This window comes from Micromonospora sediminimaris (assembly GCF_016863575.1).
Lineage (GTDB): Bacteria > Actinomycetota > Actinomycetes > Mycobacteriales > Micromonosporaceae > Micromonospora > Micromonospora sediminimaris.
In genome coordinates this window covers 60515-84610 of the sequence record NZ_BOPD01000013.1, presented here as the reverse complement: position 1 = coordinate 84610, position 24096 = coordinate 60515, and the positions used below count along the sequence as shown (strand labels likewise).

Sequence of the window (24096 nt, the reverse complement as noted above, 5' to 3'; positions counted from 1 at the left end):
CGACCGGCATGGAGCAGCCGGCGATTTCCGACTACGGGTACCTCTCCGACTGCCGTTCGGGCGCGTTGGTCAGCCGGGCCGGCTCGATCGACTGGTGGTGCCCGAACCGGTTCGACTCGCCCTCGGTCTTCGGTCGGCTGCTCGACCCGAACGGCGGTCACTGGAAACTGGCACCGGTGGCCGTGGGACAGGCCGGGCACCGGGTGCAGCGCTCGTACCAGCCGGACACGCTGGTGCTGCGTACCGTGCACCACACCGCGGAGGGCAGCGTGGTCGTCACCGACGCCCTCGCCGCCGAGGTGGGCGCCCGCGCCCACGAGTTCGGCATGCGCTCCCCGGCCGTGCTGCTGCGCGTCGTCGAGGGACTGTCCGGCCGAGTGCCGATGACCTTGGACTACCGCCCGCGACCGGAGTACGGCCTGCTCACCCCGTACCTGAGGGAGTTGCCCGACGGCTCGGTGGCGGCCATGGCCGGGTCGGTGGCGTTGGTGCTGCGCTGCGCCGGGCTGCCCCTACGCGCCGAACAGGACGGGGTGCGGCAGACGTTCGCCGTCGACGCGGGGCAGGTGCTCGGTTTCGATCTGGCCTACGCGCCGGCGTACGGCGAACCGCCGGCCCGGCTGGACCCGGTCTCCACCCTGGCGGACACGGTGCTGGCCTGGGAGGCGTACCGCGAGAGCCACCGGTACGAGGGGTGCTATCCCGAGGTGGTACGGCACAGCGCCACGGTCCTCACCGGCCTCACGTACGCCCGCAGCGGCGCGGTCGCCGCGGCGCCGACCACCTCGCTGCCGGAAGAGTTCGGCACCGACCGCAACTACGACTACCGCTTCTGCTGGCTGCGGGACTTCGCCATGACGATGCGGGCACTGTGGGTGGCGGCCTGCCCGACGGAGTCTTCCCGCCTGTTCGAGTGGGCCGCCCGCTCGATCGGCCGGATCGGCTCCGATCCGGTGCCCGTGCTGTTCGGGCTGGAAGGGGAACGGGACGTCTCCGAGCACGTCTGTCCCCACCTCATCGGGTACGCCGGAAACGGACCGGTACGCGCCGGCAACGACGCCTGGCTCCAGCGGCAGCTCGACGTGCCGGGTGAGGTCATCTCGGCGGTCTGGCGGTTGCACGATTACCTCGGCGAGCAGCTCCCCGCCGAGCTGCGCGACATGGTGCTCGGCCTCGCCGAGCAGGTGGCGACCACCTGGCGGCTGCCCGACCGGGGAATCTGGGAACCGCGCGACCGGGAGCGGCACTACCTGTCGTCCAAGGTGCTCTGCTGGGTGGCGATGGACCGGGCGGTGCGGCTGGCCCCGCAGTTGGGGGAGCAGGCGGACGTGCGGCGGTGGGCCGGCATCCGGGACGAGATCCGGGCCACAGTGCTCCGCGACGGTTTCGATGAGCGCCGGGGCGTCTTCACCGCTGCCTTCGGGTCGCCGGACCTGGACGCGGCGGCCCTGTACCTGCCGGTGGTGGGGTTCCTGCCGGCCACCGATCCACGGATGTGGGCCACCATCGAAGCGGTCGAGCGGGAGCTCGGCGGTGCCGACGGATTGATCCACCGCTGGGCCGACGACCCGGCCGGCTTCGTGCTCTGCTCGTTCTGGCTGGTGGAGTGCCTGGTGCTGGCGGGCGAACGGGAACGGGCCGCCCGGCTGTTCGAGCAGGTCACCGGGTACGCCAACGACGTGGGGCTGTTCAGCGAGCAGATCGATCCGGCCACGGGGGCGCACCTGGGCAACACGCCGCAGGCGTTGTCCCACATCGGTCAGGTCAACGCCGCGTGGCGGCTGACCGACCCCACCGGCGAGTGACGTCCGCGACGTTCCGCATCGACCCCGGTGCGCCACCGCTCGTCAACGCGGCAGCACCGGTACGCCGGAGACGTCGATCGTCTCCGGATACTTCACGCCAGCGCCGGTGTTCAGCACGACGACGCGTTCACCTGCCCGGATCCAGCCACCGGCCCGCAGCCGACGCGCGGCCGTCAGGCAGGCGGCCCCCTCGGGGCAGAGCAGCAGGCCCTCCCGGGCGGCGAAGTCCCGCAGGTCGGTCAGGATCTCGGTGTCGTCCACCGCGATCGCGGTGCCGGCGGTGGCGCGCAGCGCGGCGAGAATCAACTCGTCGCCCAACGGTGCCGGAACGGTGATGCCGAACGCCACAGTGTGGGCGTCCTCCCACGGATGTGCCCGGTCGTCCCCGGCGGCGAACGCCCGCACGATCGGCGCGCAACCGGTGGCCTGCACCGCCACCAGACGGGGCAGCTTGTCCTCGACCCAGCCCAACTCCCGCAGCTCGCCGAGGGCCTTGTGGATGCCGATCAGCCCCACGCCACCGCCGGTCGGATAGATGATGACGTCGGGCACCTGCCAACCCAACTGCTCGACGATCTCGTACCCCATCGTCTTCTTGCCCTCGAGGCGGTACGGCTCGCGCAGCGTGCCGGCGTCGAAGACGCTGCCCTCGGAGGCCGCGACCAGCGCGGCCACCTGGCGCCCGGCGTCGCCGATCAGGCCGTCGACCAGGCGCAGGTCGGCACCGGCGGCCACGCATTCCCGACGGCAGATGGTCGGCGCGGACAGCGGCATCACGATGGTGGCGCCCAGCCCCGCCCGGGTCGCGTAGGTGGCCCATGCCGCGCCCGCGTTGCCGTTGGTCGGCATGGCGATCCGCCGGATGCCCAGTTCCCGGGCCCGACTCACGCCGACGGCCGCACCACGCGCCTTGAACGAGCCGGTCGGGGTCAGCCCCTCGTCCTTGACCAGCAGGTCGTCGACGCCGATGTCCGCGCCGTACGCCGGCGCGCGCAGCATCGGCGTCCATCCCTCGCCGAGGGTGGTGACGTGCCGTGGGTCGGCCACCGGCAACAGCTCCCGGTAACGCCACAGATCGGCCGCGCGCAACCCGAACCGCTCCGGCTCGATCACCCGCGCCGCCGCTGCGAGGTCGTAGCGCGCCAGCAGCGGCGAGCCGCATTCGCAGAGGTTCTGCGGTACGTCAGCGTCGTGTTCCCGGCCGCAGCGCGGGCATTCGAGGTGGGTCAGATACACGCCACTCCTCGCCGTCTCAGCTCGCGTCCACGCTGCGCCACGCGCGGCTGCGGCGACCCGGCTCGTAGGCGGAGTCGAGGCGCTTCGCCACCACCCCGGGCAGGCCCTGTTCGCGCGCCGCACGCATGGTTTCGGCACCGGCGCCGGGGAACCAGGGCGGAGTCTGCCAGTGCGGCCCGGCCAACGCCAGCGAGTCGAGCAACTCCCGTCGCTGCGGGTACGGCAACTCCAGGCTGCTCACCCCCTCCAACCAGAGCAGGTCGACAAGCAGGTACTGGGCATCGACGGTGCTGCGCCCACCCCGCGCCGGCCGGACCTTCCCGGCGCTATCGATGCGGACCAGGACGCCGTCCAGCACGACCTCCGTCGGTGCCAGCGCCTCGGCCATCGGCCGCAGCCACGGATATCCACCGGTGATCTCCTCACCGGTGTCGGAGATCAGCCGCAGCCGTCCGCCGGAGACGTACGCCACCGCGCGTATCCCGTCCCAGCGCAGCTCGTACCCCCAGGCGGCCTGATCGGTGGGGAGCCGGCCGGCCGGCGTGGGACGCATCGGCGCGACCAGATCGGGCATGGCGGTCCAGCCCGGCGGTGGCGGGTCGGTGCGTCGCACCATCCAGTCCCGGCCGTCGCGCCCGCCGGTGGCGAAAAGCACGTACCGTCCGGTGGTCCGCTTGCCTTGCAGCTCGACCACCACCTCACGGTCCTGCCACTTCTCGCAGCGGTAGGTGCCCCGGTCGTGGATGAGCATTCGGCCGCCGCCGTACTCGCCGGCCGGGATCTCACCGGAGAAGTCGAGATACTCCATGGGGTGGTCCTCGGTGTGCACGGCGAGGTGGTTGCGCCCCTGATCACGGGGCAGCCCACGCGGCACCGCCCAGGAGACGAGCACGCCGTCGCGTTCCAGCCGCAGATCCCAGTGCAGGCTGCGGGCGTGGTGCTGCTGGATGACGAACCGGGCGCGGTCGCCGCCCCGGGAACGCCGGGGACGCCCGGCCGGCACCGGTTCCGGGGTACGCGCGGCGTCCCGCTTGCGCCGGTACTCCTCCAGCCGGTCAGCCACGTCCCGCATTCTCCGGCAAATCGCGCCGACGCGCCCGGCGGCGGGACTCGACGCGCCCGATCTCGGGCATGCCCAGCGTCATCGGGGGTAGAACGGTCGACATGAACCACAGTGACCACCCCACCGCAGTTCTCCCCGGTGACGTCCGGATACCGCTGCTCGGCTTCGGCACCTGGCAGGCGACCGGCGAAGAGGGCTACAAGGCCGTCCTCGCCGCGCTCGACGCCGGCTACCGGCACATCGACACCGCCACCATGTACGGCAACGAGGAGGAGGTCGGCCGGGCGATCCGGGAGAGCGGGCTGCGCCGGGAGGACGTCTTCATCACCACCAAGCTCCCACCCGAGCGGGTCGGCCGGGAACGGGAGACGATCGAGGAGAGCCTGCGTGCCCTCGACGTCGACTACGTGGACCTGTGGCTGGTCCACTGGCCGCCGAACAACCCCGGTGACCTGATCCCGGTCTGGCGGGAGATGCTCGCCGCCCGCGACGCGAAGCTGGCCCGGGCGGTCGGGGTCAGCAACTTCAGCACCGCCCAGATCGACGAGCTGATCCAGGCGACCGAGGAGAACCCGGCGGTCAACCAGATCAAGTGGGGACCGCGGCTCTACGACCGGCAGCGGCACGCCGAGCACCGGGACCGGGGGGTGGTGCTGGAGGGCTACAGCCCGTTCAAGACCACCGACCTGTCCGACCCGGTGCTGACCCGGATCGCTGGCGCACACAACGTCTCGCCCGCCCAGGTGGTGCTGCGCTGGCACCTCGACCACGAGATCGTGGCGATCCCCAAGTCGGTGACGCCGGAGCGGATCCGCGCCAACGCGGACATCTTCGGCTTCTCGCTGACCGCCGAGGAGATGCGCGACATCGACGCCCTCGGCTCCTGACCCGGGCCGGGCGACGCCCCGCGGCGCGGAGCTGTCGCGACATGCGGCAACTCGGGCTCTCACCACGTCGGGAGAGCCCGAGTTGCCGCATGTCGTGCCGGTCAGCCGACGGTCGCGGTCGTCAGGAGCGGGAGCAGGTGGTGCCGTTGAGGGTGAAGGCGGTGGGGTTGGAGTAGGACCCGCTGAGCGTGCCCTGGTAGCCGAAGCTGGCCGTGCCGCCGGGCGAAATGGTGCCGTTGTGGCCGACGTTGCGGGCGGTCACCGAGGAGCCGCTCTGGCTCACCGTGGCGTTCCAGGAGTTGGTCACCTGCTGCCCGGACGGCAACGAGTAGGCAAGCGTCCAGCCGTTGATCGTGCTGGCGCCGGTGTTGGTGATCTGCACGTCGGCGGTGAAGCCGTTGTTCCACGAGTTGGCCGTGTACTTCACCGCGCAGGCGCCGCTGCCGGAGGGCGGCGGGGTGGTGGTGGGCGGCGGGTTGTTGTTGCCGCCACCGTTGACCGCGGCCGAGAAGTTCGTCACGGCCAGCCCGACACCGCCCTGCCAGGGCTCGAAACCGGCCTGGATGCTGGTCAGGTACCAGGAGTTGGTGATCGCGCCCCGGTTGCGGGTGTCGTTGATGAACGCCAGCAGGTTCAGGTTTGCGCTGCTGATGGCCGACGGGGCGACGTACGAGATGACGTTGTTGGAGCCGTTGCTGCCCCGCCAGACCTCCCAGTTGCGCCCGTCGATGTTGGCGTTGCCGACCGGGGAGCCGATCGGCTGGATCGGGCCCTGCCGGTTGAACCAGATCATGATCTCCATCTGGTTCACGCCGTCCCGCTTGGGCGACGGGTCGAGCCAGATGTCGTACGAGGCGTTGTAGATCCCGTTGCTCACGTACCGGTAGTTGATGCTGCTGGTCGCGCTGCTGATCTGGCTGACCTGGATCGGCAGGTTGGTGCCGGGGGAGCAGTTGGTGTAGTGGCAGCCGAGGAAGACCGACGGGTACGCCGTCGGCGCGCCGTTGGTCGGGCTGCTGCCGTTCTGGGTGATGATCTCGAAGCCATTGTTGGTGACGTTGATGCACTGCTGGGCGGTCGTGCCCCAGCGGTTGTTCTGCACCACGTACCGGTTCTGGATCACTGTCGAGCCGTACTGCTCGCAGATCTGGGTGTCGGCGGAGGCGGTCCCGCCGAGGGCCACGGCGACGATCGAGCCGGCGGCGGCCAGCCCGACGGCCACGATGGCCCGCAAGGTACGTCTCATGATGCTCCTAGCGCTGCGGCGTCACCCGGACGCCGGGACGGATGCGGACGGAGCGGTGGGGATCGCGCCGTCGATAGTTACGGGAGCGCTCCCATGCTCATCGTCACATTTACATCCTTGAAACAAAGGACGCAACCGGCGCGGGTGATTGATGTCAATTGCTACATGTGTCACGTACGCCACGGTCGGGCATCCGTCGACTCCGGGCGGCTGGTGGCCGACGCCGACGGGCGGATCCGGGGATGCCGAGGGGTGTCGGAGGTGGGCCGGTTGCCTCTGGTGTGTGCCGATTGCGCCGAGTAGTCTCTTGCCTTCAACGCGTGCCGAACCCCTCCGGAGGCGTACACCCCCATGCGTGGCTCCCCCCTGCGCATCCTCGTCGTCGGCGCGGGCATCGCCGGGCTGGCCGTGGCCCGGGCGCTGCGCCTGGCGGGCTTTCGGCCGGACCTCACCGACAAGGCGCCGCCGCACGACCTCACCGACGCCGGGCTCTACCTGCCCGGCAACGCGGCCCGCGCACTGCGCCGGCTCGACCTCGACGACCCGGTCCGCCCGTACGGAAAAGTCATCCACCGGCAGCGCTTCCTCGACTCGACAGGTGCGCCGCTGTGCGAGGTCGACCTCGACGCGCTCTGGGCCGAGGTTGGCGAGTGCCGGGCGCTGGCCCGCTCCGACCTGCACCGCGTGTTGCTCAGCGGTGCCGGCGGCGCGGTCCGGCACGGCGCGGAGGTACGCACCATCGACCTGCTGCCGTCCGCCGTCGGCGTCACCTTCGTCGACGGCACCCGGACCGAGTACGACCTGGTGATCGGTGCCGACGGGCCGCGTTCCTCGATCCGGGCGCTGGCCGCGCTCGGCGGACCGCCCCGCCCCGCCGGGCAGGTGGTCTACCGCGGCGTCGTACGTGACGGTCCGCCGGTCGACGAGTGGACCGCCCTGCTCGGGCAGCGCTGCGGCTTCCTCGTGGTGCCGATCGGCGCCGGCCGGTTGCACTGCTACGCCGACGAGGCCGGCACCGACCTGCCGGCCGACCCGCTGGGCCGGTTGCGCGAGCTTTTCGGCGAGTACGGCGGACCGGTGCCGGAGGTGCTCGACGCGCTCGACGGGGTGCACGCCACCACCACCGACGAGGTCGAGCTCGGGCGTTGGTTCCGGGGGCGGGTGGTGCTGGTCGGCGACGCCGCCCACGCCACCGCGCCGACCCTGTCCCAGGGCGCCGCGATGGCCCTGGAGGACGCCGTGGTGCTCGCCGAGTCGCTGCACGCGGCGGGCAGCGTCGAGGCGGCACTTACCGCGTACGAGAGCCGCCGTCGCCCGCGTACCCGATGGGTGCAGGACCGGACCCGGGACCGCAACCGCACCCGCGACGTGCCGCCGGCGCTCCGCGACCCGCTGCTGCGCGGGCGCGGCGACCGCATCTTCGGGGAGCACTACCGGCTGCTTCTCGGCCCGCTGTGATCCACCCCCGGGCGACCCCACGCGGTGCTGTCACCTGCCGGGGACTATCCTCCTTGCGGATGACGGCCCGCCGAGTCAGCGCGTGCCGAGCGGGACAACCCAGAACCGGAGGCCACTCGTGACCACCGTCGCACCCAAGCCGGTCGTGACCCGGCCCTGGCCGGTCCGGGAGCCGGTCAAGGGGTCGGCCATCGCGCGGCTGCTGCGGACCACGGACGCGAAGCAGATCGGGATCATGTACATGGTCACCGCGTTCGTGTTCTTCATGATCGGTGGCCTGATGGCCCTGATCATGCGGGCCGAGCTGGCCCGGCCCGGGCTGCAGTTCCTGTCGCCGGAGCAGTACAACCAGCTGTTCACGATGCACGGCACGATCATGCTGCTGTTCTTCGCGACGCCCATCGTGTTCGCCTTCGGCAACTACGTCGTGCCCATCCAGATCGGTGCGCCCGACGTCTCCTTCCCGCGGCTGAACAGCTTCGCCTACTGGCTGTACCTGTTCGGCGGCACCATGGCCACCGCCGGCTTCCTCACCCCCGGTGGAGCAGCCGACTTCGGCTGGACCGCGTACACGCCGCTGAGCACCAGCGAGCACGCCCCGGGCGTCGGCGCCAACATGTGGGTGGTCGGTCTGGCCATCTCCGGTCTGGGCACCATCCTCGGCGCGGTCAACCTGATCACCACGATCCTGACCCTGCGCGCGCCGGGCATGACCATGTTCCGGATGCCGATCTTCACCTGGAACATGCTGGTCACCAGCCTCCTGGTGATCCTGGTCTTCCCGCTGTTGGCCGCCGCGCTGTTCGCGCTGGCCGCCGACCGGCTGCTGGGTGCGCACGTCTACAGCCCGGAGACCGGCGGGCCGATGCTGTGGCAGCACCTGTTCTGGTTCTTCGGTCACCCCGAGGTCTACATCATCGCGCTGCCGTTCTTCGGCATCATCAGCGAGATCATCCCGGTCTTCTCCCGCAAGCCGATCTTCGGCTACAAGGGCCTGGTCGCCGCCACCATCGCCATCGCCGGTCTGTCGATGAGCGTCTGGGCGCACCACATGTTCGCCACCGGTCAGGTGCTGCTGCCGTTCTTCAGTTTCCTGAGCTATCTGATCGCCGTGCCCACCGGCATGAAGTTCTTCAACTGGATCGGCACCATGTGGCGGGGGCAGATCAGCTTCGAGTCACCGATGCTGTTCTCCATCGGCTTCCTGGTCACCTTCCTCTTCGGTGGCCTGACCGGGGTGCTGCTGGCCGCCCCGCCGCTGGACTTCCACCTGCACGACTCCTACTTCGTCGTGGCGCACTTCCACTACGTGCTCTTCGGCACGATCGTCTTCGCGGTCTTCGCCGGGATCTACTTCTGGTTCCCGAAGATGTTCGGCCGGATGCTCGACGAGCGGCTCGCCAAGATTCACTTCTGGCTCACGATGATCGGTTTCCACACCACGTTCCTCATCCAGCACTGGTTGGGTAACGAGGGCATGCCTCGGCGGTACGCCGACTACCTGCCCGACGACGGATTCACCACGCTGAACATGATCTCGACGATCGGCGCGTTCATCACCGGTATCTCGACGCTGCCGTTCCTCTACAACTGCTGGAAGTCGTACAAGGCCGGCCCGGTGGTCGAGGTCGACGACCCGTGGGGCCACGGCAACTCGCTCGAATGGGCGACCAGCTCGCCGCCGCCGCTGCGCAACTTCGACCGGATGCCCCGGATCCGCTCCGAGCGGCCGGCCTTCGACCACAAGTTCCCCGAGCTGGCTGCCGGGCAGACCCTCGCCGGACCGCCCGAGGGTGGTTCCAAGCCGCTGACCAGCGAATCCGACGGTGGTGCCAGCTACACCGAGGACGTGGCCAGCGACACCGACCGCCGCTGACCCACCGCGTCGTACGCCGGGCGCCGATCCCCATGCCGGGGGTCGGCGCCCGTCTCGTACTGCCCACTCCCCGCTGCCGGTCCGCCGGCCGCCGTGCCTGCCCGGCTGCCGTGGTTGGTGGCTGGTGCCAGCTCCGCAACCTCATCCGCACCACCATCACGCCGTCACTTTCGGTGATGAGCACCCTTCGGTGCGGACCTCACTCTGCGCGATGCCTTGGCCGAGGTCGACCTCTTACCCCTGCCGCCCTTTGCTCTGCTTCAACCCACGAAGTAGCAGCTGACCTGCTGGGATGTGGCGGCCGGACAAAGGGTGCGTCGGCCGGTGTGACACGGAGCGTATTCCATTGCGTGGGTTGAAGCAGAGCAAAGGGAGCGCAGGGGAGAGGGTGTGGTGGCGTGGACGGTTACCCAACGTTTGGGGCGGGAGCGGCGACGTGGTCCGGGCAGCGGCGATCCGGACCGAGGTGGGGACGGCGGGGCCGGGAGCGTGGTGGGGCGACGGCGAGGCACGGGATCGCGCTGCGTCGGGGTGGGGTCAGGGGGCGGACGGGGTGAGGGCGGTCGCGGTGTGCTCGTCGCCGGGCCGGGTGGTGGCCGCGCTGTCCGTGCGGCGGTGGCGCAGCTCGATCGGCAGCACCGCGAGGGCCACCAGGGCACCGATCGCGCCGGTGACCGCGAACCCCCACAGCGGAGCCGAGGCGTCGATGACCGCGCCGGCAAGCGGGGCACCCACGGCGATGCCGACGGTGACAGCCGAGCCGTGCAGGCCCATCGCCTCACCGCGGACGCCGGCCGGGGCGAGCCGACTGACGGTGTCGGAGGTGGCCGCGATGGTCGGCGCGCAGAGTGCCCCCGCCGGGATCAACGCCAGGCAGAGCAGCCACCAGTGGGAACCGCCCAGCCCGACGGGAATGGTGCAGAGGCTCAACAGGCCCATCAGCGCCACCGGCGAGAACGAGCGGCGGACCGCGCCGTAGGCGAACCCGCCCAGCAGCGAGGCCACCGCCCAGACGGAGAGCACCGCACCGGTGAAACCGGCGTCGCCGTTCTCCCGCAGCACGGCGATGACCGCCACGTCGGTGCCGCCGAGCACCAGGGTCGCGGCGGCGCTGACCGCGAACACGGCCACCAGCCGCGAGGTGAGCCACTGCCGTCGGGCGACCCGCGGCTGCGGCCCGGTCGACGCCTCGGCGGCGCTGCGTACCGGCGGGTTGAGCAGCCACAGCACCACTCCGGCGGCGACGATGCCGACGCCGACGAGGTAGAGCGTGAGGCGGGCCGAGATGGTGGTGACCCCCACCGTGGCCAGGGCCGGACCGATCATGAACGACAGCTCCACCGACATGGAGTCCAGCGCGTACGCCGGTCGGCGCTTCTCCGGCGGCACCAGCGCGGCGATGGACTGCCGGATCACCGAGAAGATCGGCAGCGCCAGCAGACCGGCCAGGAAAGCGGCCGGCAGCAGCAGGTAGTACGACAACATCGGTGCGGTCGACCAGAAGACGGCCTCGGCCACGGCGGTGAGAACCAGCACGGGCCGCAGGCCACGACGGTCCACCAGCCGGCCGAGCAGCGGTCCACCGACCGCCGCGCCGACGGTGATCGCCGCGCCGACCAGACCAGCCGCACCGTAGCCGCGCCCGAGGTCCTGCACGACGTAGAACGTGAGCGTGACGCCGGTGGCGGTCAGCGGAACCCGCGCCAGCACCGCGACGAGCAGCAGCGACCGCAGACCGGGCAGGGCGAGTGCCTCCCGGTAAGGCTTCATGTTCACGTCGGTCCGTACCTCCGCCGGACATCCTCGACCGGCAGAGCTACGGCTGCCAACGAATTAACGGCTCATGCGGCTTTGATCACAGGGGCACCGAATGTGGTGATCCCGGCCCCCTCGAAGGCGCGCAGCGCGACGTCGGTGGTGTCCGGCGCGACGGCCGCCGTCAGGTCCAGCAGCACGGTGGTGGCGAAACCCTCCTGGGCGGCGTCCAGCGCGGTGGCCCGCACGCAGTGGTCGGTGGCGATACCGACCACGTCCACCCGCTCCACGCCACGCTGCCGCAACCATTCGGCCAGACCCTCGCCGTCGTCGGCGCGCCCCTCGAAGCCGGAGTACGCGGCGGCGTACTCGCCCTTGTGAAAGATCGCCTCGATCCGGTCGGTGGCCAGCTCCGGGTGGAACTCGGAGCCGGGGGTGCCGACCACGCAGTGCCGGGGCCAGGTGCTCACGTAGTCCGGTGAGTCGGCGAAGTGCGTGCCCGGGTCGATGTGGTAGTCCTTCGTCGCCACGACGTGATCCCAACGGTCCGGCTCGGCGGCCAGCAGCCGGGAGATCCCGGCCGCGACTCCCGCCCCGCCGGCCACGGCCAGCGAGCCGCCCTCGCAGAAGTCCTTCTGCACGTCCACGATGATCAGCGCGTTGCTCACCGACTCCACTCCTCTCACTCGGCGGGTACCACGGTGACCGGGATGGCCGGGTCGCCCGCGGAAAGCTTGAGACCCTCCCACGGGATCGAGATCAGGCACTGCCGCAGGTGCTCCCGCGACTCGTCGAGCGTCGGCAGGGCCACCGGCTCACCATCCACGACGTACGAGCGTTGCAGCAGCCGGTCGTTGGGGCGATGGTCCGGCACCCCCTGCGGTACGACGATCTCCTCGGTGGCCGTGCCGGTCGGCTTGTGCCGACGGACGGCGACCTTGCGTCCGCCGATGGTGGCCTTCTGCTCGGACCGCTTGACCACCGGACGGCCCTCGACCTCGACCAGCTTGTAGACCAGCCCGGCGGTAGGCGCGCCGGAGCCGGTCACCACGGCGGTGCCGGCGCCGTACATGTCCACCGGTTCGGCGGCCAACGCCGCGATGGCGTACTCGTCGAGGTCGCCCGAGACGATGATCTTCGTTTCGGTGGCGCCGAGCGAGTCCAGCAGCTGCCGCGACTGCTGGGCGATCACGGCCAGGTCCCCGGAGTCGATCCGAACCGCCCGCAGCTCCGGGCCGGCCACCTCGATCGCGTTACGGATGCCCTGACTGATGTCGTACGTGTCGACAAGCAGCGTGGTGTCCTTGCCCAGCGTGGCGACCTGCGAGGCGAACGCGGCCCGCTCGTCGTCGTGCAGCAGGGTGAAGGCGTGCGCGGCGGTGCCGGCGGTGGGTATGCCGTACCGCTGGCCGGCGGCCAGGTTGGAGGTGAAGCGGAAGCCGGCCAGGTAGGCCGCCCGGGCTGCCGCGACCGCCGCCTCCTCGTGCGCCCGCCGTGACCCCATCTCGATCAGGGCCCGGCCGCGGGCGGCGGTGACCATCCGCGCCGCGGCGGCAGCCACCGCGCAGTCGTGGTTGAGCACCGACAGCACAAGCGTCTCCAGCACCACGCACTCGGCGAAGCTGCCGGAGACGGTCAGGATCGGTGAGCCGGGGAAGAAGAGCTCCCCCTCGGCGTACCCGTCGATCTCGCCGGTGAACCGGTACCCGGACAACCATTCGGCACCCGGTTCGTCCACCACGCCGGTGCGGCGCAGGAACTCGATGTCGGCCGGGTCGAAGCGGAACTCGCGGATCAGCTCGACCAGGCGTGCGGTGCCGGCGACCACGCCGTACCGGCGGCCGGCGGGAAGCCGACGGCTGAACACCTCGAACACGCAGCGCCGGTCAGCCGTGCCGTCTCGCAGGGCGGCGCTGACCATGGTCAGCTCGTAGTGATCGGTCAGCAGCGCGGGACGAGAGGTGTGCACCCCCTCAGAGTAGGGTTCACATCGCTGTCGTGCCGTCGTGCCCCGGGATCGTGCCGAGGGCCACCCGCAGCTCCGCCCGGCTGGTCACGCCGAGCTTGGTGTACACGCGTTGCAGGTGGTTCTCCACCGTGCGGGCGGAGAGAAACAGCTGCTCGGCGATGGCGCGACTGGTGCCGCCGACCGCCGCGAGCCGAGCCACCTGCCACTCCCGGTCGGTGAGCGTCGGCGTGGCCGCCTGTAGCGCCGGAGTGTGCACCATGTCACACCTGGCGAGCAGCGCGCCGAGCCGTTGCCGAGCGTGCCCGACATCGGGCGCGCGGCGCTGACGCAGCAGGTGCACGGCCCCCGCCGCAGCCTCGGCGGCCAGCAGGTCGAGCCCGCGCTCCGCGAAGCCGTCGGCCGCGTTGAGCAATCCCTCCGGCAGGCCGTCGGCAGACGCCCGGGCATGCCGGGCCAGCAGCGGCGGCAACTCCCCGTCGACCTGCTCGGACAGCTCCGTCAAGCGCTGCGCGACGGTACGGCGGCTGCCGTCGGAACACCTCGGCCCGGTCTGCGCCCCGGCTTTGCCCAGCCGCACCAGGTCATGCAGCACAAGTGCCTCGTGTCCGGCGAAGCCGTCGGCACGCAGCCGGTCCACCAGGCCGTGCAGCCGGCCCACCGCTGCAGAGAGGTCACCGCCGGCCGCCAGCGTCGCCGCCCGGGCCTGCTCCAGCCACGGGTACAGCACACCCATACTCGGCGAGTGGAGCCGATCGGCCTCGGCCATCGCCTCGACGGCCTGCCGGGCGTCGCCGCGCAGCGCGGCGGCCTGAGCCCGTTCCGACTGTGCCAGTCCCGCGTACACCCGGCTGGTCGCCAGGACCGCACAGGCACTGAGCGCGGCCTGCAACGCGGCGTCACTGCGCCCGCGCAGCCGCGCCGCGTACGCCCGCAGGATCGCCAGGTAGCCGGTGCCGAGCCGGAAGTCACCCGCGTCGGCGAGGTCGGCGAACTCGTCGGCGACCAGCGCGTCGATGCCGGCGAGATCGCCCGAGAGGGCCAGTCGGGTACCCCGGGCCAGCTCCACCGCCAGTTGCAGGTACGGCATGTCGGCCCGCCAGCTGGCCACCTTCGCCTGCACCAGGTCGACCGCGGTCGCACTGCGGCACAGCTGTCCCTGCACGGCTTGCAGATGTGCGATCGTGCAGCGGGCCAGCTCGCGGGCGGCGACACTGGCCGCCGGCCGGTCCAGCACGCCCTGCGCGAGCCGTAGCGCGGCCGGCGCGTCCAGCCGGTGCAGCCGCATGATCGCCTCGAAGGCGCGGACCCGGGCCTGAGCGGCGGCGTCGGTCAGCTTCGTGCCCTCGGCGGCGATCTCCTCCACTGTGGACGCCTGACTCATCCCCCAGTAGCTGACCATGCCGCGTACGGTCAGCCACCGGCTGAGACGTTCCTCCTGGCCGGCGTCGGTGGCGACGGCGTCGAGCACGCCGAGCGCCTCGGCCGGCCGGTCGGCGAACATCAGGATGGTCGCGAGCAGTTCGGCCGCGTCGAACCCGCCGCCGGCGTCGAGCGCCGCGCGGGCCAACCGGGTCGCCAGGGGTACGTCGTAACGAGCGAACGCCTCACCAGCCGCGGCGATCAGCATGGCCGGGTCCTGCGCGGTGCCGGAGGCCAGCCGCCACCGCGCCACCCGCAGCAGATCCTCCCGCCGCCGTTTGCCGACCTTCTCCAGCAGGTCCGCCAGGTGCGCCTGCAACCGACGGGTCCGGCTCACCGGGCACTGCCGGCGTACCACCTCGCCGTAGAGCGGGTGCGCCAGGCGGACGTCGAGCCGCCGGTCGGACTCCACCATGGTGATCAGTCCGCGTTCCTCGGCGTACTCCACGTCGTGCTGTTCCACGGCCTGGTGCAGCAGCCGCAGGCCGAGCGGCTCGCCGAACGCGACCAGCTCGACCACCGCCCGTACCCCGGGAGTGAGCTGGCCGATCCGGATGTCGATCAGCTCGGTCAGGCTGGGTGCCAGCTCCAGCCGCCCCGTCCAGGTCCAGACGCCGTACTTCTCGACGAGTTCGCCGCTGTTGGTGGCCGCGTGCACCAGCTCGCGCAGCAGCAGCGGATTGCCGGCACTGAGCCGACCCAGGCGGTCGGTGGAGCCGCTGTCCACCTGGCCACCGACGATGGCGGTGAGCATGGCGGCCGTTTCGTCCGGCGTCATCGGGCCCAGCTCGGCCCGCTCGACCAGACCGTCCGTCCACAGTGCGCGGATCGGCAGGGGGATCTGCTCCCCGTCGCGCAGGGTGCCGACCACCGAGGCGTTCTCGGCGCGGGCCACCAGGTGCACCAGTGCGGCCGACGGCGGATCGAGCAGGTGCGCGTCATCGACCGCGAGGACGATCCGCCGGCCAGCGGCCTGCTGCTGCAACACGTCGACGGCCCAGCGCAGGATGCCGGCCGGGGACAGACCCGGCGGCTGCTCCGGGAGCACCTGGACCAGTCCGCCGAAGGCCATGGCGGAGGTGGTGGCGCTGGCCGCGATCCGCCAGACCGCGTACTTCTCACCGGGCAGCGTGTCGACACCTTCGTGCAACAGCCGGCTCTTGCCGATGCCGGCGCTGCCGGTGAAGAGGATCCCCCGGCCACGGACGCCAGCCACCGCCATCCGGAGACGGTCGAGTTGCTCAGCCCGGCCCACGAAGCTCCACCGACTCATTCGCGCAGCATATCGACGGAACTGTGGCCCGCACGGCAGCGCGCGAGGGCGAACTTGAGTAGTTGTAGAGTTACCGCTGAGTATCGCAATCGCCCCGATCCCGACGCTCGCGCCTTTACCCTTCCGGAATCCGAGTGTCGACACCGGATGCTCACTGCGGCCGGGTCACCGGTCGCCCTGCCTCGGAGGCCGCCCCCTGATGAAGCCGGGCCCGCTCCACCATCTCGGTACGCCCGATGACGCGGCCGGGCCGCATGGTCGCCGGCCCTTCCCGGAGCGGCTCGGCGTGTCCAGCACCAGTGCCCGCGAACCGGTCGCCGTGGTCGCGGCCGGTCCCGCCGACGCCGGCCGCACCGGTGTGCTCGCCACGCTGCTGGAACTCGACTCCGGACTACTCGCCGTCCCGAGCGGCAGCTGGCTGGTGGCACGGCACAGCGCCGAGCCCACCCGGGCCGCCTACGTGCCCGGCTACCGTACGCCGCACTCGTACCGGCCCGACCTGCCGGCAGCCGGGCCGGCGCTGGCCAGGCCGCCACGCCGGGTCGAGCTGAGCCTGCCCCAGCCGTTGGTGAAACGCTTCGTGCTTGTCGACACGCCGGACATCGCCACGCTGGGTCCGGCCGGTTGCGGCGTCCTGCGTGACGCGGTGGGCCGGGCCGGCGCTCTCCTGTTCGTGATCGCGGCGGATCAGTCGTTCACGGCCGCCGAGCTGACTCTGCTGTCCGACCTCGCCGGGACACCGGTCCGGGTCTTCTTCGCGGTCACGCCGGGCGCCGACGGCTGGGCGGCCGGCGAGGGCACGGCGGCGGTGCGGGGGTCGGGGGAGTCCGGCGACTCGGTGGTCGACCCGGTGACGGTCACCGTCGAGGCACACCGGGCCGCGCTGCTCGCCGCCGTGCCCGGGTTGGCCGATGCCGGCTGGTTCCCCATGGTCACCGGCGGCGAGGCCGACCTGCGGCGGGCGTTGGTGGACTGGGCCTCCGGCGAGGAACTCCGGCGGGGCAGTCTGGAGCCGCCCGAGTTGCCGGGTGAACGCGGCCGGGTGCCGGTGCTGGCTGAACCGGGCGAATGGTCGGAGCAGCTCGACCGGCAGGCCCGCACCGCCGCCCGAAGCATCCGCCAGCACCTCGCCCTGGAACTGGCCAACATGCACATGCGTCTGGTGCAGGAGATCGTCTTCGGCGTCGGTTGCGCCGGTCTGCCCCAACTGCTCGACCGGGAGATGGCGGCGCTGTCACTGCTGGCCACGGCCCAGTGCGACCACCACGTCGGCGAACTCGTCGATGACGCCGCCGGTCGGCTCTTCGGCGCGCCGCTGCCCCAGGGGATCCGTCGGCGCATCGACACGGCGGTCCGCTGGAGCGTGCTGGACGACCCCACCGGGCAGGAGTTGGAGCGGGCGTTCCTCGTCACCAGTGCGGCGGGCGTGACCTCGCTTACCGGTGCGGCGGCGATCGACATGCTGTCCGCGTACCCCGCACCGCCCCGCACCGCGGTGCTTCCGCCAGTGGTCGTGGCGTTGTCGGGAGGCTGCTGGCAGCACTGGCGTTCGCCCGGCAACAACGACCCGAGCGCGGCGCGGGCCTGGGCGCAGCGGGCGTTGCGGGAAATCGAGTTGGAGCTTTCGCGGGAGGTCGCCCGTCGGTTCGAGGCGGTCCGTCTCTCGCTCGGCACGGTGCTGTCCGATGCTGCCGAACACGGCATCCTGCTCGCCTGACCGGGCCGCCACGCACCCCACCGGCGGTGCCGGTGGGGCATCCGCGCATGTCCGGGACAGGACCAGTCGGGGCGTAGGCGGGGCCGTGGCTGGTGATCCGGGTTGGTCCGGCGTTCCGGTTCCTCGATTCCCCGGATCCGGTGGCACGATGGGGGGCATGGCGGCTCCGCAGGTTGCACCGGTCGAGACCCCGGACACCGATGAGGTGCCGGCAGCTGACCGACCGTGGGTGACGATCGTGTGGGACGACCCGGTCAACTTGATGACCTACGTGACCTGGGTGTTCCAGAAGCTTTTCGGGTACAGCCGGGAGAAGGCCGAGCAGCTCATGCTGGACGTGCACCACAAGGGCAAGGCGGTGGTCTCCAGCGGGGCCCGGGAACGCATGGAGCACGACGCCTCGCAGCTGCATGCGTACGGTCTCTGGGCGACGGTGGACCGGTCGTGAGCATGTTCCGCCGCCGCGGTGACCGGTACGTCGCCACCTTCGCGGTGGACGAGGTGCGTGTGCTCCGTAAGGTCGCCTCCGAGGTGGTCGGCCTGCTCACCGACGGTTTCGACCACTCTGACCCGGTTGTCTGCCGGCTCTTCCCGGAGGCGTACCCGGAGGACGCGGTGGGCACTGCGGAGTTCCGCCGGTACACCGAAGGCGACCTGAAGACCGCCAAGATCGACCAGGCCGGCGCGATCCTGGCCGCGCTGCCCGGCGACAGCGGCGGGGAGGTACGCCTGGACGCCGAGGCGGCGGAGGCGTGGTTGCGCGCGCTCAACGACGCCCGGCTGGCGATGGGCGTACGGCTGGAGATCAAGGACGGGACGGACCTGGGCGCGGAACTCGACGACGCGGTCGCCGACGACCCGAGTTCCAGCCGAGTGTTCCAGCTTTCGGTCTACGCATATCTCGGCTATCTCCAGGAGTCCCTGCTCAACGCCTTGATCGACTGACTGTGACCGGCACCGCCTCGCGGTTGACCGCAGTCGGGCGCTACCCTTGGCGACGTGCTGAGCATCGACCGGTCGATCGTCGACGCGATCGTCGCCCACGCCCGTCGGGATCACCCCGACGAGGCCTGCGGTGTGGTCGCCGGTCCCGTCGGCAGTGACACGCCGACCCGGCACATCCCCATGGAGAACGCCGCCCGTTCGATGACCTTCTACGAGTTCGACTCGATGGAGCACCTGCGGGTGTGGCGCGAGATGGACGACCGGGACGAGGAACCGGTGGTCATCTACCACTCGCACACCGCCACCGAGGCGTACCCGTCACGGACGGACATCTCCTTCGCCGGCGAGCCCGGCGCGCACTATCTGCTCGTCTCCACGCGCGAGCCCGACACGGAGGAGATCCGCTCCTTCCGCATCGTGGATGGCGTGGTGACCGAAGAGCCGGTGCGGATCCTCGACGCCGGGGTGGATCCGCACGCCGTGCAGTCATACATGTTCGGGCAGAGCCCGGCGACGGTCGACTACGAGTGTTCGGGCCGCTGATCACCCTCAGCTCCCCGCACGCCCTTTCCCCCGTCACCGAGCAGTCCACCCGATCGAGGAGTACGACACCATGGCCATCGAGGTTCGCATCCCCACCATCCTGCGCAGCTACACCGGCGGCGCGAAGGTCGTCGAGGGCAGCGGCGACACGCTCAACGACCTGCTCACCGACCTGGACTCCCGGCACGCCGGGCTGCGCGGCCGGCTGGTCACCGAGGCTGACGCGCTGCACCGCTTCGTCAACGTCTACGTCAACGACGAGGACGTACGCTTCCTCGGCGCGCTGGACGCCAAGCTCAACGACGGCGACAGCGTGACCATCCTGCCCGCGGTGGCCGGTGGCGCGTTCGGCTTCGCCGCGGCGGCGGCGATGGCGCAGCACGTCGCGGCCGCGCCGGCCGACGGCCGGACGCGCGTCACCGCGAGCTGAGGCGGCCGCGATGACGCGGTACGACAGCCTGCTGGACGCCTGTGGCGGGACACCGCTGGTGGGGCTGCCCCGACTGTCGCCGACGGTGCCCGAGGGCGCACCGCCGGTGCGGCTCTGGGCGAAGCTTGAGGACCGGAACCCCACCGGCAGCATCAAGGACCGGGCCGCCCTGTTCATGGTCCGGGCCGCCGAGGCCGCCGGCCGGCTCCGGCCCGGCGACACCATCCTTGAGCCGACCAGCGGCAACACCGGCATCTCCCTGGCCATGGTGGCCAAGCTGCGGGGGTACCGCCTGGTCTGTGTGATGCCCGAGAACGTCTCCACCGAACGGGTGCAGCTGCTGCGGATGTACGGCGCGGAGATCATCTTCTCGCCGGCGGCGGGCGGCTCCAACCAGGCGGTGGCCACGGCCAAGCAGATCGCCACCGAGCACCCCGACTGGGTGATGCTCTTCCAGTACGGCAACGAGGCGAACGCCCGGGCGCACTACGAGACGACCGGGCCCGAGCTGCTGCACGACCTGCCGACCATCACCCACTTCGTGGCCGGGCTCGGCACCACGGGGACCCTGATGGGCACCGGGCGCTACCTGCGGGAGAAGGTCGAGGGCATCCAGATCGTCGCCGCCGAGCCGCGCTACGGCGAGCTGGTCTACGGGCTACGCAACATCGACGAGGGGTACGTCCCGGAGCTCTACGACGCGACCGTACTGAACCGTCGCTTCTCCGTCGGCACCCGGGACGCGGTGCTGCGTACCCGGCAGCTGGTGGAGGTCGAGGGGTTGTTCGTCGGCTTCTCCACCGGCGCGGTCCTGCACGCGGCGCTCGCCGTGGCGCACGAGGCGGCGCGGGCCGGCCGCCGGGCCGACGTGGCGTTCGTGGTCAGTGACGGCGGCTGGAAGTATCTGAGCACCGGGGCGTACGGCGGGACGCTCGCCGACGCGGAGGAGGCGCTTGACGGTCAGCTCTGGGCCTGACCTGCGGCACCATCGAGCATGTGACGAGGGCCACCGGCGCGCTGCCGGTGGCCCTCGTCGCGTCGGTCTGCCCGAGCCGACCACTTCGGTGACGGGTGGTCGATCGGACGGGCGAAACCGGTGTCACGTTGATGACAACTTCCAGCAGATCATTCTTGCGCTTGCATGCGCGGGCGTAGGCTGCCCAGCGTGGCGTACGCGTCGGTAGTGATCACCGCCGGAGCGGCGGCCGGCACGATCACTACCTACCGTGACAGCGAGACAACTCGATGCGACTGACCGTCCTGGGCTGTGCGGGCAGCTTCCCCGGACCAGAGTCCCCCTGCTCGGCTTATCTGATCGAGGCCGACGACTTCCGGCTCCTGGTCGACTTCGGCTCGGGCTCACTGTCCACCCTGCAACGCTATGCGGGGCTGCACGCCCCGGACGCCATCCTCCTGACCCACCTGCACTGCGACCACATCCTCGATGCCGCGACCTACGTGGTGGTGCGGCGGTACGCCCCGGACGGGCCGTACCCGCCGTTGCCGGTCTACGCGCCGGCCGGCGCCCCGGACCGGCTGGCCACCGCGTACGGGCAGGAGGACAGCACCGTCGAGGACGTCTACCAGTTCTACGCGCTGCAACCCGGCACCTTCCCGATCGGGCCGTTCACCGTCACGGTCGACCGGGTGCTGCATCCGGTGGAGACCTACGGCGTACGCCTTGAGCACGGCGGCCGGGTGCTCTGCTACTCCTCGGACACCGCACCCTGCGAAGCGCTGCTGCGCCTGGCCCAGAACGCCGACGTCTTCCTCTGCGAGGCCAGCTACCTCGACGGCGTCGACAACCCGCCGGATCTGCACCTCACCGGCGGCGAGGCGGGCGAGGCGGCAGCCAAGGCCAACGTCGGGCGGCTGCTGCTGACCCATCTGGTCCCCGCCTGGGGCAGCGAGGCGCTCACCGTGGCGGCTGCCTCCGCCGCGTACGCCGGCCCGCTGGAAGTGGTCCGGCCCGGCGCCACCTACGAGGTCTGACCCGCCGGGCGCGGGTTCGTGCGGCACTGTTCGCCGGGCGGTCAATTGGACGTCTCCTGGACCTTCGCTGCCACCACCACCGTGAGGGCATGCGGATCGCCATGGTGACCGAGTCGTTCCCGCCCGACGTCAACGGGGTCGCACACTCGGTCGTGCGCGCCGCCGAGCACCTTGTCGCCCGCGGCCACGAGCCGTTGGTGATCGCACCCGCCCCGCCGGGGACGCTGCGCCGCGCCACCGACCGGTATCCCTACCCGGTGGTTCGCATCCCGAGCGTGCCGCTGCCGCGCTACCAGGGCTTCCGGCTCGGCGTGCCGACCAACAACCGCCTGGCCGGGGTGCTGCTGGAGCATGCGCCCGACGTGGTCCACCTGGCCAGTCCGTTCATTCTCGGGGCCCGGGCGGCGGTGCTGGCGGCCCGGCACGGGCTGCCCACCGTCGCCGTCTACCAGACCGACGTCGCCGCCTACGCCCGGGCATACCGGGTCGGTTGGGGAGAGGCCGCGGCCTGGCGGCGGCTGCGGGAGATCCACAATTCGGCCCGCCGTACCCTCGCCCCGTCCACCAGGGCGGCCGAGGATCTCGCCGCGCACGGCGTGCAGCGGATCTGGCTGTGGGGCCGGGGCGTCGACGCCCAGCGGTTCCACCCGGACAAGCGCTGCCCGAGCCTGCGTCGGGCCTTCGCGCCCGGCGGCGAGATCCTGGTCGGCTACGTCGGGCGACTCGCCCCGGAGAAGCGGGTCGACCTGCTCGCCGCCACCGCCCGCCTGCCCGGTGTCCGGGTCGTGGTCGCCGGTGACGGCCCGGCCCGCCGCCAGCTCGAACGGGAGCTGCCAAACGTGCGGTTCCTCGGCGTCCAGCACGGCGAGGCCCTGGCCCGCCTCTACGCCAGTCTCGACCTGTTCGTGCACACCGGTCCGCACGAGACGTTCGGCCAGACCGTCCAGGAGGCGTTGGCCAGCGGGGTGCCGGTGGTCGCGCCGGCCAGCGGCGGGCCGGTCGATCTGGTCACCCCCGGGGAGACCGGCGTACTGGTGCCACCCGAGGACGACATGGCGATCGCCGAAGCGGTGGCCGGGCTGGCCGCCGACGGGGCACGCCGGCAGGCGTACGGCGTCGCGGCCCGGGCCGCGGTGCGGGGACGCAGTTGGGCGGCGGTCGGCGACGAACTCGTCGGGCACTACCGGGCCGCCCGCGCCAGCACGCCCGCCGTCGACCTGCCGGCGGCGTCGTGACCGGCACCCACCCGCACGGCACCAGCACGTCTTGGACCACCACCACCGCGACGCAGGTCGCGGGTACGTCCGGCGGCCCACTGCGGATCGTCCGGCTGGCCAGCTTCGTCACCGGCACCTCCGGCGGGCTGCGCACCGCCCTGCAACACCTGGGCGAGGGCTACCGCACAGCCGGACACGAACCGGTGCTCGTGGTCCCCGGCCGACGCGACGACGACCAACGACACCCGTGGGGCCGGGTGATCACGCTGGCCGGCCCACCGCTGCCGCACAGTGGCGGCTACCGGCTGCTCACCGCCCGACGCCGGCTCGCCCGGCTGCTGACCACGCTCGCACCCGACCGGCTTGAGGTGTCCGACCGATCGACGTTGCGTTGGACCGGCGACTGGGCCCGGGCGAACGGCGTGCCGTCGGTGATGGTCTCGCACGAGTCGCTCAGCGGCCTGCTGGGTGCCTGGGGGGTGCCCGCCACGCTGGGGCGGCGGCTCGCCGACCGGCTGAACGCGGACACGGCCCGCCGCTACGACCGGATCGTCTGCACCACCCGATGGGCGGCCGAGGAGTTCGCCCGTATCGGCGTGCCGCACGTCGACCTGGTACCGCTCGGCGTCGATCTGGGCACCTTCCAACCTGGCCGCGCCGACCCGGCGGTCCGGGCCCGGTACGCGGACCCGGGCGAGGTGCTGCTGGTGCACTGCGCGCGGCTGTCGGTGGAGAAGCGGCCCGAACTGGCCGTCGACGCGGTGGCGCAGCTGCGCCGGTCCGGTGTGCCGGCGGTGCTGGTGATGGTCGGCGACGGCCCGCGTCGCACCGCGCTGCGGCAGCGCGCGGCCGGCCTGCCGGTCACCTTCACCGGGTTCCTGCCTGACCGTCGCGCCCTCGCGGCGGTGCTGGCCAGCGCCGATGTGGTCCTGGCCCCGGGCCCGGTGGAGACCTTCGGTCTGGCCGGGCTGGAGGCGTTGGCCTGCGGTACGCCGGTGGTGGTCAACGCGGCCAGCGCGCTGCCCGAGGTGATCGGCTCGGGCGGGCTCGCCGCCGACGGCACCCCGGCGGCGATCGCGGGGGCGGTCCGCCGGCTGTTGTCGCGTCCCGAGGCCGGGCGGCGGGCCGCCGCCCGGGACCGGGCGGAGCAGTTCGGCTGGCCGGCGGCGGTCGCCGGGTTGCTCCGCGCGCACGGTGCCGACGCCGATCGCTGATCCCGGCCGCCCGGCCGGGGGTGCGACGGACACCCGGGGAGGGTTCGATCA

At 71.8% G+C, this 24096-nt stretch carries 20 protein-coding genes; 13 read left to right on the top strand and 7 right to left on the bottom strand.

Going from position 1 to position 24096, the window contains the following annotated elements; translation table 11 throughout:
- Positions 1-8: 8 nt before the first annotated feature.
- Positions 9-1805 carry a glycoside hydrolase family 15 protein gene (locus tag Vse01_RS11635; protein ID WP_093401929.1) on the top strand — a complete coding sequence of 599 codons (1797 nt, stop codon included), beginning with the start codon at positions 9-11 and terminating at the stop codon, positions 1803-1805.
- Positions 1806-1847: 42 nt separating this feature from the next.
- On the opposite strand, the gene Vse01_RS11630 is transcribed toward Vse01_RS11635, so the two are convergent.
- Together Vse01_RS11630 and Vse01_RS11625 are read right to left on the bottom strand one after the other, a co-directional pair.
- Complete coding sequence (locus Vse01_RS11630; protein ID WP_093401928.1) at positions 1848-3041, bottom strand: threonine synthase; 1194 nt, start codon at positions 3039-3041, stop codon at positions 1848-1850.
- A gap of 16 nt (positions 3042-3057) precedes the next feature.
- Positions 3058-4104: a DNA polymerase ligase N-terminal domain-containing protein gene (locus Vse01_RS11625; protein WP_093402054.1), complete on the bottom strand. Its 1047-nt coding sequence runs from the start codon at positions 4102-4104 to the stop codon at positions 3058-3060.
- A gap of 101 nt (positions 4105-4205) precedes the next feature.
- Between Vse01_RS11625 and Vse01_RS11620 the strand changes: the two genes are divergently transcribed.
- Positions 4206-4991 carry an aldo/keto reductase gene (locus Vse01_RS11620; protein WP_093401927.1) on the top strand — a complete coding sequence of 262 codons (786 nt, stop codon included), beginning with the start codon at positions 4206-4208 and terminating at the stop codon, positions 4989-4991.
- Positions 4992-5112: 121 nt separating this feature from the next.
- On the opposite strand, the gene Vse01_RS11615 is transcribed toward Vse01_RS11620, so the two are convergent.
- Entirely contained in the window at positions 5113-6237 is a 1125-nt protein-coding gene (locus tag Vse01_RS11615; protein WP_093401926.1) for a glycoside hydrolase family 12 protein, read from the bottom strand.
- Between the two features lie 351 nt (positions 6238-6588).
- Here Vse01_RS11615 and Vse01_RS11610 point away from each other — a divergent pair, with 351 nt between their 5' ends.
- Together Vse01_RS11610 and ctaD are read left to right on the top strand one after the other, a co-directional pair.
- The gene (locus tag Vse01_RS11610) at positions 6589-7695 is read left to right on the top strand and encodes an FAD-dependent monooxygenase (RefSeq protein ID WP_093401925.1); all 1107 of its coding nucleotides are present in this window, start codon (positions 6589-6591) and stop codon (positions 7693-7695) included.
- Positions 7696-7813: 118 nt separating this feature from the next.
- Positions 7814-9571: an aa3-type cytochrome oxidase subunit I gene (ctaD, locus tag Vse01_RS11605; RefSeq protein ID WP_093401924.1), complete on the top strand. Its 1758-nt coding sequence runs from the start codon at positions 7814-7816 to the stop codon at positions 9569-9571.
- Positions 9572-10108: 537 nt separating this feature from the next.
- Here the strand turns inward: ctaD and Vse01_RS11600 are convergent.
- From Vse01_RS11600 to Vse01_RS11585, 4 genes are all read right to left on the bottom strand, one after another.
- Positions 10109-11341: an MFS transporter gene (locus Vse01_RS11600; protein WP_093402053.1), complete on the bottom strand. Its 1233-nt coding sequence runs from the start codon at positions 11339-11341 to the stop codon at positions 10109-10111.
- Positions 11342-11412: 71 nt separating this feature from the next.
- Positions 11413-11994, bottom strand: a complete 582-nt coding sequence (locus Vse01_RS11595; RefSeq protein ID WP_093402052.1) for an isochorismatase family protein — start codon at positions 11992-11994, stop codon at positions 11413-11415.
- 14 nt (positions 11995-12008) lie between these two features.
- Positions 12009-13295, bottom strand: coding sequence for a nicotinate phosphoribosyltransferase (locus Vse01_RS11590; protein ID WP_093401923.1), 1287 nt, complete (start codon positions 13293-13295; stop codon positions 12009-12011).
- Between the two features lie 16 nt (positions 13296-13311).
- Complete coding sequence (locus tag Vse01_RS11585; RefSeq protein WP_093401922.1) at positions 13312-15987, bottom strand: LuxR C-terminal-related transcriptional regulator; 2676 nt, start codon at positions 15985-15987, stop codon at positions 13312-13314.
- Positions 15988-16273: 286 nt separating this feature from the next.
- Here Vse01_RS11585 and Vse01_RS11580 point away from each other — a divergent pair, with 286 nt between their 5' ends.
- From Vse01_RS11580 to Vse01_RS11540, 9 genes are all read left to right on the top strand, one after another.
- Positions 16274-17704, top strand: coding sequence for a P-loop NTPase family protein (locus Vse01_RS11580; protein WP_232511042.1), 1431 nt, complete (start codon positions 16274-16276; stop codon positions 17702-17704).
- A 157-nt stretch (positions 17705-17861) separates the two neighbouring features.
- Positions 17862-18152 (top strand): ATP-dependent Clp protease adapter ClpS, encoded by a 291-nt coding sequence (clpS, locus tag Vse01_RS11575; protein ID WP_093401920.1) that lies wholly within the window; start codon positions 17862-17864, stop codon positions 18150-18152.
- A gap of 2 nt (positions 18153-18154) precedes the next feature.
- Positions 18155-18649 (top strand): DUF2017 domain-containing protein, encoded by a 495-nt coding sequence (locus tag Vse01_RS11570; RefSeq protein WP_170863311.1) that lies wholly within the window; start codon positions 18155-18157, stop codon positions 18647-18649.
- 54 nt (positions 18650-18703) lie between these two features.
- Positions 18704-19192 (top strand): M67 family metallopeptidase, encoded by a 489-nt coding sequence (locus Vse01_RS11565; protein WP_093401918.1) that lies wholly within the window; start codon positions 18704-18706, stop codon positions 19190-19192.
- Between the two features lie 70 nt (positions 19193-19262).
- Complete coding sequence (locus tag Vse01_RS11560; protein ID WP_093401917.1) at positions 19263-19622, top strand: MoaD/ThiS family protein; 360 nt, start codon at positions 19263-19265, stop codon at positions 19620-19622.
- A gap of 10 nt (positions 19623-19632) precedes the next feature.
- Positions 19633-20598 (top strand): PLP-dependent cysteine synthase family protein, encoded by a 966-nt coding sequence (locus Vse01_RS11555; RefSeq protein ID WP_093401916.1) that lies wholly within the window; start codon positions 19633-19635, stop codon positions 20596-20598.
- A 269-nt stretch (positions 20599-20867) separates the two neighbouring features.
- Positions 20868-21614, top strand: coding sequence for an MBL fold metallo-hydrolase (locus Vse01_RS11550; RefSeq protein WP_093401915.1), 747 nt, complete (start codon positions 20868-20870; stop codon positions 21612-21614).
- An 89-nt stretch (positions 21615-21703) separates the two neighbouring features.
- Positions 21704-22849, top strand: a complete 1146-nt coding sequence (locus Vse01_RS11545) for a glycosyltransferase family 4 protein (RefSeq protein WP_093401914.1) — start codon at positions 21704-21706, stop codon at positions 22847-22849.
- Positions 22846-24045: a glycosyltransferase gene (locus Vse01_RS11540; protein ID WP_507762949.1), complete on the top strand. Its 1200-nt coding sequence runs from the start codon at positions 22846-22848 to the stop codon at positions 24043-24045. Before Vse01_RS11545 ends, Vse01_RS11540 begins: the two co-directional genes overlap by 4 nt.
- Positions 24046-24096 lie beyond the last annotated feature (51 nt).